12 protein-coding genes are annotated in these 7,537 nt (G+C 68.1%); 5 read left to right on the forward strand and 7 right to left on the reverse strand.

All coding sequences use genetic code 11. The features are described 5' to 3' along the window. Positions 1–158 precede the first annotated feature (158 nt). The gene (locus ABZ194_RS29855) at positions 159–386 is read left to right on the forward strand and encodes a hypothetical protein (RefSeq protein WP_355600359.1); all 228 of its coding nucleotides are present in this window, start codon (positions 159–161) and stop codon (positions 384–386) included. A gap of 54 nt (positions 387–440) precedes the next feature. On the opposite strand, the gene ABZ194_RS29860 is transcribed toward ABZ194_RS29855, so the two are convergent. From ABZ194_RS29860 to ABZ194_RS29885, 6 genes are all read right to left on the reverse strand, one after another. Continuing rightward, a complete protein-coding gene (locus ABZ194_RS29860; RefSeq protein ID WP_355600360.1) occupies positions 441–650 on the reverse strand; it encodes a hypothetical protein in 210 nt (69 codons plus the stop codon). Next, positions 647–1,531 (reverse strand): hypothetical protein, encoded by an 885-nt coding sequence (locus tag ABZ194_RS29865; protein WP_355600361.1) that lies wholly within the window; start codon positions 1,529–1,531, stop codon positions 647–649. The genes ABZ194_RS29860 and ABZ194_RS29865 overlap by 4 nt, the downstream gene beginning before the upstream one ends. A 629-nt stretch (positions 1,532–2,160) precedes the next feature. After that, positions 2,161–2,667: a hypothetical protein gene (locus tag ABZ194_RS29870; RefSeq protein WP_355600362.1), complete on the reverse strand. Its 507-nt coding sequence runs from the start codon at positions 2,665–2,667 to the stop codon at positions 2,161–2,163. 218 nt (positions 2,668–2,885) lie between these two features. After that, positions 2,886–3,023 carry a hypothetical protein gene (locus ABZ194_RS29875; protein ID WP_355600363.1) on the reverse strand — a complete coding sequence of 46 codons (138 nt, stop codon included), beginning with the start codon at positions 3,021–3,023 and terminating at the stop codon, positions 2,886–2,888. Between the two features lie 204 nt (positions 3,024–3,227). Next, the gene (locus ABZ194_RS29880) at positions 3,228–3,473 is read right to left on the reverse strand and encodes a hypothetical protein (protein ID WP_355600364.1); all 246 of its coding nucleotides are present in this window, start codon (positions 3,471–3,473) and stop codon (positions 3,228–3,230) included. After that, positions 3,470–3,976 carry a hypothetical protein gene (locus ABZ194_RS29885; RefSeq protein WP_355600365.1) on the reverse strand — a complete coding sequence of 169 codons (507 nt, stop codon included), beginning with the start codon at positions 3,974–3,976 and terminating at the stop codon, positions 3,470–3,472. The genes ABZ194_RS29880 and ABZ194_RS29885 overlap by 4 nt, the downstream gene beginning before the upstream one ends. A 293-nt stretch (positions 3,977–4,269) precedes the next feature. On the opposite strand from ABZ194_RS29885, the gene ABZ194_RS29890 reads away from it, so the two are divergent. Continuing rightward, positions 4,270–4,581, forward strand: a complete 312-nt coding sequence (locus ABZ194_RS29890) for a hypothetical protein (protein WP_355600366.1) — start codon at positions 4,270–4,272, stop codon at positions 4,579–4,581. A gap of 229 nt (positions 4,582–4,810) precedes the next feature. On the opposite strand, the gene ABZ194_RS29895 is transcribed toward ABZ194_RS29890, so the two are convergent. Next, the gene (locus ABZ194_RS29895) at positions 4,811–5,236 is read right to left on the reverse strand and encodes a hypothetical protein (RefSeq protein ID WP_355600367.1); all 426 of its coding nucleotides are present in this window, start codon (positions 5,234–5,236) and stop codon (positions 4,811–4,813) included. 311 nt (positions 5,237–5,547) lie between these two features. Between ABZ194_RS29895 and ABZ194_RS29900 the strand changes: the two genes are divergently transcribed. The 3 genes from ABZ194_RS29900 to ABZ194_RS29910 all read left to right on the forward strand — a co-directional run bounded on the left by ABZ194_RS29900 (position 5,548) and on the right by ABZ194_RS29910 (position 7,258). Beyond that, on the forward strand, positions 5,548–6,060 hold the full coding sequence (locus tag ABZ194_RS29900; RefSeq protein WP_355600368.1) for a hypothetical protein: 513 nt from the start codon (positions 5,548–5,550) through the stop codon (positions 6,058–6,060). A 123-nt stretch (positions 6,061–6,183) separates the two neighbouring features. After that, the gene (locus tag ABZ194_RS29905; protein WP_355600369.1) at positions 6,184–6,726 is read left to right on the forward strand and encodes a hypothetical protein; all 543 of its coding nucleotides are present in this window, start codon (positions 6,184–6,186) and stop codon (positions 6,724–6,726) included. Between the two features lie 298 nt (positions 6,727–7,024). Further along, positions 7,025–7,258 (forward strand): hypothetical protein, encoded by a 234-nt coding sequence (locus ABZ194_RS29910; protein ID WP_355600370.1) that lies wholly within the window; start codon positions 7,025–7,027, stop codon positions 7,256–7,258. The last annotated feature ends 279 nt before the right edge of the window (positions 7,259–7,537 follow it).

Consider the following 7,537-nt stretch of genomic DNA (forward strand, 5'->3'; position numbering starts at 1 on the left):
CGATTCTTTCGGCAACCGCCTGCCGAGGGCTTGGGCGTCGCGGGCCGGGACCGGCCGGAAAGCCGCAGCCCGGCCCGCGAACACCGACGGCCCGCTGTCCTACTTCGGCTGATGCTTGACTGTCCGCCCCAGGAAACCTCAGGCCAAGATCGGTGAACATGCCATACGAAAGCCGGAAGCCCCGGAAGGTACGCGTCACCGTCGACCTGGAGGAGGACGACTACCGCATGCTCAAGGACCTCACCGGCCATCTGGCGACGTTGTCCGGCAATCCCGTTCTCCGGGACTCCGCCGTATGGCGGGAGATGCTCCGCGTCACCGCTGAGAACCCCGCCCTTCATGCCGCCTTGGCCACACGGCTACGTCTTCTCGTTGAGGGGCCCTGACCACGAACGCGAGATGCCCGAGTCCGAACTCCGTGGGCCACGGAGTTCGGGAGCTTAACGGAAGTTGGCCTGGTAGAGGGCTGCGGGGGAGGCAGCGTGCGCGATCAGGAAGCCGCCGAAACTGTCGACCCGGGTACGGCGGCAGCCGATCCGGCAGATGTCGCACAGCAGGTCCTCAGCGGTGGCCGTGCGCGGGCAGGCCCAGCGGTTGACGTCGCGGAAGCACTGGCAGGGCGCCGGCGCCCGCCCGGCCAAGCTGGTCACCCGTTGGCCCGGGCGGCCTGTTCGGCATCAATCACGGCCGCCAGGCGTGCGCCGAACCGCACCTGCGCCTGGTCGCGCTCGTGCGGCCCGAGGCGGGCGTCCACCCCGACCATGCCGTCCGCCTGGAGCGCCACGCTGAGCGCCGTGTCCGCGGCCCGCAGGCGTGCGGTCAGGTCGGGGCCGTCCTGCGCCGGGTCGTCGGCCAGGGCGCGCAGCTCAGCGGCGGCCGCCCGCGTGCTGTCCACGTCCCACGCATAGCCACCGGCGCCCGGCCGTACGACCTGCTCCAGGATGTCGGCGGCCAGGCGCAGCAGCTCCGGCTCCGGGCGCCCCCCGCCGCGATGTAGCCGGACCACCTGAGTCTGCACGTCCCGGGTGACCCCCTGGCGATGGTCGTGCACCATGACCCGGTCGCTCAGGGTCGCGGTGGCATCGCCGGCGGCGTGCTCGACCAGGGCCATGGCCCGCCGCCAGCGGCGGGCCAGCCGGGCGTGCATCGGCTCGGCCGGGTCGGCCAGGCGCGGCGGCATCTCCTCCAGCACCTCGACGACCTCCACCGCGTCGGCCGGGATGAAGCCCATCAGGTCCACGTCCAGGCTTGTGGTCCACTGGGTCGTGTTGATCGGCCGGTCCTTGCGGCCGGTCTGCCACAGGGTCAGCACGCTGCCCGCGCGGTGGTGGGTAGGCCGGTCGACGTACGGGCTGCCCGTGGTCACGTCCCGGGTCAGGCGCACCACGGCGTGCCGCCACCAGTCCCGTTCGGCTACCTCGGCGACCTCGGCGCGTTCGTGGTCGAGGGCGCGGCGGGCGGCGTTATAGGCCTCACCGGTCTGGGCCATGCGCGCCCTGATCGCCTTCTTGCGGTCGTTGTGCTTGGTCATGACGTGTCCCGTCCGGCCAGGGTGCCCACGTCACCCCGCCAAGGGATCAGTGCGACCAGGAGGCGGAGCGTCGTTCACGGCGCGCGATCCACGGGGAACCTTGTCCTCTTCGCCCCGCCGACGTGGGCGGCGGGGCTCGGAAGCGGGCAGGCGTGCGTCTGCCGCTGCGCACCGCCGTACGACACGGCGCCGGTAGGCCGTGGCGCACGCCGGTAATTGTCCGGAAACCGGCAACTTTCAACCGCCGGGCGCACGCCCCCCCCGGGGCGGTGAGGGCCCGGCGGTGAAGTCGGCGTCGAAACCCCGGAAAACTTTTGATCTTGATGTGGGGGCGACGCCGGGGGTGGGGTCAATGTGGTGCCGGGGACTTGACTGGAGCCGGGTGGACCTCCAGCCGGCGGCGGCCGGACGTCGCTGGAAATTCGTCAGTCCGGCGAGTGGCCGGCGGTGGCTCTGGCGATCGCCTCGGTGTGCTCGCCCTCACTCAGGCCGAGGTCGCCGTAGTGCTTGCTGGCCCTTGAGCAGCAACCGAGCGGCCAGTGACGTCAGCGAGCCGTCAGGGGCTCGGGTTATCGTCACTGGCAGTTCCGATGCGGGTGGTCACCGGGGTGGGGCCTATAGAGCCCTGGTCAGCCGATGAGGTTCGTGGTCCGGCGGAAGGTGGCGGCGGCGGTCTCCAGGTCGGCGAGGGCTTTGCGCCAGTCCGTAGTCTCGTCCTCGTCCATGTCGACCCAGCTCTGTTCGCCGAACTCGCGGGCAAACTCGCCGACGTGCTCGGCGGTCTCGGCCAGCTTGTTCAGCACGGTCCCGACGCTCATCCCGCCGGTGGGGGCGGCGCGGAACCGGTAAAGCAGGAGCGGGAGATCGGCGGCTGCGGTGGCCTGCCGCTCGATCTCGTCGTTGATGTTGGTCAGGCTCGCGCGCCATCCGCTGTCGATGAGTTCTACGGCGGGGACGAGCCCGGCGTTGATCGCCGACTCCAGGTAGTTGCGGGCGTCGGGCAGCGCACCCTCCCGCTCCTTGTCGGTCAGCTCCTCCCAGGTCGGGCAGAGGGCTCCTTCGTGGGCGAGTTGCTGGCGGGCCTTGGCCAGGGCCAGGACGCGCGGGTCGTCGAGCGGGATCTGAGGCAGCGGCACGGCGCTCTCCTTCAAGGGGTTAGGGCTGGTCAGCGGGGGTTGTCCTCGACGGCCGCGACGGCGCGCTGGGTGTCGGCGGGGGTCTTGTGGACGCCGCCGATGGAGACCTTGTCTCCGGCGGCGATGGTGCGGATGGATTCGCGGAGGGCCTCGCCTTGAACTCCGCGTGGGGTGGAGTTGGCCGCACATCTCGAACTCCGCCTCGTGTGGAGTTCAGCTCACCGTTCCTTCTCCAGGGCAGTCAGGGCCGGGGCGAGCAGGGTGTTGAGGGCGGGTAGCAGGGCCTCGACGGCGGCCAGGGCGGCCAGCTCGATCTCGTCGTGTGGCCCGGCCGGGCAGGCCGGCAGGTCCGCCACCTCGATTGCGGTCTGCAGGCTGGTGGTGGTCAGCAGGTAGGGGCGTTTCAGGAGGTCGTCGGACTCGGGCCGGTAGTAGTAGCCGCCGAACGTCTCCGATTCCCGGGGCCAGCCGTACCACCGGGCCGCCTCCCGCCAGGCGGGGTAGGCCAGCGGGGCGGGTGAGGGGGCGACCAGGTCGACCTGGACGAGCAGGTGCTCCCCTTAGGACGACAGGCGGGTGGCCAGGATGCGGGGGTGGTCCAGGACGTAGCCGGGCGACATGATCGGCGAGCTGGCGATCTCGAACGCCACCGCGGCGAACTCGACGGCGTCGCGCTCCTCGAAAGCCCAGGAGAACTTGCCGGCGTTCTGGCGAACGTAGGCGCTGTAGCGGGAGATGCCGTCGCTGGCGCGGTCGGAGTCGGTGTCGTGGTCGATGCGGTAGGCGGTGCCGGTGGTCGTGGTCATGCGTCGGGTCCTTTCGGTCGGCCGGTGAAGTCGGGGTCGTCGGGCGGGTTGTCGGCGTACCAGAGGGCCTGTTCGGCGCGTTCGGCCTGCAGGCGGTCGTTCCATTCCTGGCTGGGTCCCTCGCGTCCGGCGAGGCGGGCATGGCGCTGGGCGGCGGCCTGTGGGCTGTCCAGGCCGAGGGAGGCGGCGATCTGCTTCCAGGTCGCCCCGGCCGTGCGGGCGGCGGTGATGGTGGTGAGTTCCAGGCCGTCGAGGCGGTGGCGGGCCGGGGCGAGGAGCTCCAGTGCGGCGAGCAGGTCCTCGGCCGGCGGTGCGGGCGCCGGGGTGGAGCCCTGGCGGTCCGCGGGCCAGGCGGCGCTCAGGACCCGGGCCAGCAGGTCGGCCGGGGGGACGGCGGGCCCGTTGGGGTCGGCGGCCCATCGCCGGTGGTGGTCGGTGCCGTAGCGCTCGACCAGGCGGCGCCGGGCGGCGCCGTGGCCGTCGGCGTCGGTGGTGTCGGTCATGCCCCCACCCCACATCTTTCAACGTTTCATTGTCAACAAAATATTGAAAGATGGTTGGTGTTCCAGCTCACCGGAATCATGATCATGGAGGGTCTGTGCGCACTCCTGGGCCCCACTCGGGTCGCCACCAGGGGCAAAGTAACTCTATGTGATCGGTGTTCGGATAGCTGATAGGTGGATGGCCGACTTTGAAGACCGAAGTTGAGGGGTGTCAGACTAGTGTCAAGTGATCGGCGGACGGGGTGCTGCTGCATTCGTCCCCGGCTAGTCTCATCGGTCCCTGGAGGTTATACGTGCCTAAATCGCGATGTCTCGCCCTGGCTTCGGCGGTCAGCGTGGCCGCTGTCGCAATGGCCTTGACTTCGGCTTCCGCCGTCAGCGCCGCTGGTCCGTCGCCAGCACCGTCGGTGGACACCTCAGCGCTCAGCTCACAGGAACGAGAGCTCCTGCAGTCCGACACGCCGAAAACGATCGCGCTGGACCCCAGCACCGGCCAGGTGCTGTCGGTGTCCGAGGGTAATGATGCCACCCCGGGCGGAAAAACGGTGAAGCTGGACCCGCGTACCGGTCAGGTGCTGTCGGTAAACGGCAAAACCCCCCTGTGACAAGCCCCAACTCCATAGCCGGCCAGCAAGCAAGAATGACCTCACCGGTCGTGATCTTGCGGTGGCTTTGATGACCTGATAAGTAGAACCCCTGTTCTCGGGGCCGGGATACACCAAGGGCGGGAAAGCGACACTCGCTTTCCCGCCCTTATTTATCTGCCCGTAGAATCAGCAGTGGTCACTCAATCACGTTCCGCGTCGGCAAAGGTGATGAGCAGCCCAGTCGGCCCTAGTAGAGAGTGACGCTGGTGCCCGTGACCAGCGAACCGCTGAAAGTGACGGTGTTGTTGGGGCCCCACGGACCACTACAGGGTGACGATCCACTGTAGGTCCAGCAAGCTCTGCCCGTGTGGCTGCCGGTGCTGAAGTAGGAGCGGAAGAGCCAACTGCCTGTCTTCGTGCCCGCGCTGCCGTAGAACCCCTGATCCGCGTACGGCACCTGGCCGGACTTGTAGCAGAAGTCCCCCGAATTGCAGATGCTGTGCTGGCTGATCATCGGTGTCGCGATGCCGCCTTCGGTCACCGACAGCACCTTGCCTGTCTGCGGGTCCAGCGCGATCGTCTTGGGCGTGTCGGACTGCAGAAGTTCAAGCTGCTGGGGGCTGAGGGCCGAGGTGTCGGCCGATGACGGAATCGGGGAGGGGGCAGCGGCCATAGCCGTAGAGGCCGAGGCCAGTACTGTTGCGACAGCCGCAGCGCTAATGAGCGAAACAAGGGAAAGACGTCGCGATTTAAGCACGTACAACCTCCGGCGATAGACGGGATGAGTGGGCTTGATATCAACCAAACCCATCTTTGCGCCGCTTGAACATAACCCGATCTACCGGACAATAAAAGCGAATTCTCGTTCGATTGATGTGATATAGATCACAAGTCGGTCTTCTGGTGGAAATATGGATTTCCAAATTGTTTTCGGCGGTTGCCGAATCGCGGGGCTGGCAGGCTCGCGAAGAATCGCGTCACGCGGTGATTGACGCGCTCAGGCGCGCACGGGAGTTTCAAAGGCCGGACCGTCTCCGAGGTCCGGCCTTCAAGATCACCTCCCCTCACGGGTGCACCCCGCCGCGGCCCCTGCAGCGCGGCTCGATCGTCTGCGGAGCCTGCGACGAGGAGTTCTCCCCGTCCGACTGGCCGGTGCTGGTCCTGGAGCCGACCGGCTCCCCGCTGACCCGCCTGGCCGGCGCTTTGGCCGCGCTGGCCGGGGTGCCGGCACCCGATGTGGTGCGCAGCCTGTCCGGCGATCCGCGGCAGGCGCCGCTGCTGGTGCGCCAGGCTGTGGAGACCGACGCCCGCCGCCGCACCCTCCCAGCCGCGGCCGGGGGGAGGCTGGTGCTGGTCGTCGACCAGTTCGAGGAGATCTTCACCCTCATCGCCTGCGTCACCAGCGGCTCCTCACGCGGAGTAGCGCTACAGACGGTTCATGGCCTGGCCACTCCATCCCGGAGGCGTCCCGGCAGGATCAACCTCTATGGCGCCTGAAGTTGTCGGAGCGTGCTGCTAACGTCCCCGGTCATGTCCATCATCGGATACACCGCAGCGTGGGTTCCAGACGATGACCCTTACCGAGACTGGGACGACGCTGCGAGGCTAGCCGTGGCCTGGGTGCTTGAGCAGGCCAAGCAGGAAGGCTCCACCCCGCTGCTGGTGACACCAACCCAGCAGCAGTGGGACACCGGAGGCGAGTCGATTACATGGTTCGCCAACGCCTACCCGGCGATTACGCCGCGCAGTAGTCGCCAGCGGGCCCGTAGCGGCCCGGGGCCAGTGCTGGCGTACGTGCCCGACTTCGGGCTGCTTCACCTGGCTGCCCGTTACGCCCGGGGCTCCGCGCTCGCCGTGGTGGAGACGACGTCGACCCCGTTGATCGGCTGGGCGATGGAGACCGGGGCGATCAATCTGCTGACCGGCCAGGCGACGCCCGACACCCTCAGGGACAGCCAGCGAGAGTTGCTGGAGCGAGTTCACCGTAACGGCAACAACGGGTGGACGCGCGGGTTCGGCCGCGATCAGACGCTGCGAGCTCTCCGGGGCGCCTACGGCCAGGATGGCCTGACCAAGGACATCATTCTGGGGACGATGGCGGCCAAGGGCCATAACGGCAAGGCCGTCGAACGGCTCGATGAAGTTCTCGATACGTTGGCGTGAACCTCATCCGACGCTGGGAAAGCTGACCCGAAGCTCCACCGAGCCACAGGGGCCGTTGAGATTGGGTCGTTCGATAACGCGTGGTTCTCCGGCGGCGAGGTCGACTTCGCCAGAGTCAACGACTGGTCCCGGCCGCCCGACGGTTTGCCCGCCCCAGCTCCGGGCCTGACGCTCCCACCCCTGCCCGCCTCACCGGCCATCTCGGACCCCGTGGCCTGAGCGGGGTGCGGTTAAGGGGCATGACGAGCATCGGAACGAAAAGTCCCGTTAGCAAACGATCGGCGACCCGAAGGGGCGGATGACCGCCGAGGCTGTCGCCGACGTCGTCGCCCGCCTGGCCGCGGACGCCAAGCTGTCCGGCGACTGGAGCGGGCCCTCGCTGCGGCGCGGGTTCGCCACCGCCGCCCGCCGCCAGGGCCACGCCCTGGAACGCATCGGCCGCCACGGCGGATGGGCCGATGGCTCCTGTGCTCTGCTGGGGTATCTGGAAGATGCCGATCAATGGACCGACAACCCGGTGGTGGGACTATAGAAGCCCCGACGGTCGCCTGCGATGCGAACATGCCGATGCCCGTGCACGAGCACCGGGGCTCGGCAGTAATGGTTGCAGAAAACAACGGATATATAGGTCAGCGGTCCGTCTTCAGGCAGTACCTGCTCGGGTGCCGTCGGCGAATGAGTCGACCGGAGGGTCTGCAGCGCCCACACAATGGGAGTGAGGTGCTCCAGAGATTCCGGACAGACCACTCGATAGGGTGGTAACAGTCCGAAGGAGATAGAAACATGCCGAAAGGTTCCAGGCGTAGGTTCA

Origin of the sequence: Streptosporangium sp. NPDC006007 (genome assembly GCF_040614315.1) — a bacterium.
Taxonomy (GTDB): Bacteria; Actinomycetota; Actinomycetes; order Streptosporangiales; family Streptosporangiaceae; genus Streptosporangium.

Bases quoted from the DNA above. Each gene is read 5' to 3' on its own strand.
- ABZ194_RS29895 (WP_355600367.1), bottom strand. From the start codon at position 5,236: ATGGCCGCTGCCCCCTCCCCGATTCCGTCATCGGCCGACACCTCGGCC.
- ABZ194_RS29880 (WP_355600364.1), bottom strand. From the start codon at position 3,473: ATGACCACGACCACCGGCACCGCCTACCGCATCGACCACGACACCGAC.
- ABZ194_RS29855 (WP_355600359.1), top strand. From the start codon at position 159: ATGCCATACGAAAGCCGGAAGCCCCGGAAGGTACGCGTCACCGTCGAC.
- ABZ194_RS29885 (WP_355600365.1), bottom strand. From the start codon at position 3,976: ATGACCGACACCACCGACGCCGACGGCCACGGCGCCGCCCGGCGCCGC.
- ABZ194_RS29865 (WP_355600361.1), bottom strand. From the start codon at position 1,531: ATGACCAAGCACAACGACCGCAAGAAGGCGATCAGGGCGCGCATGGCC.
- ABZ194_RS29910 (WP_355600370.1), top strand. From the start codon at position 7,025: ATGACCGCCGAGGCTGTCGCCGACGTCGTCGCCCGCCTGGCCGCGGAC.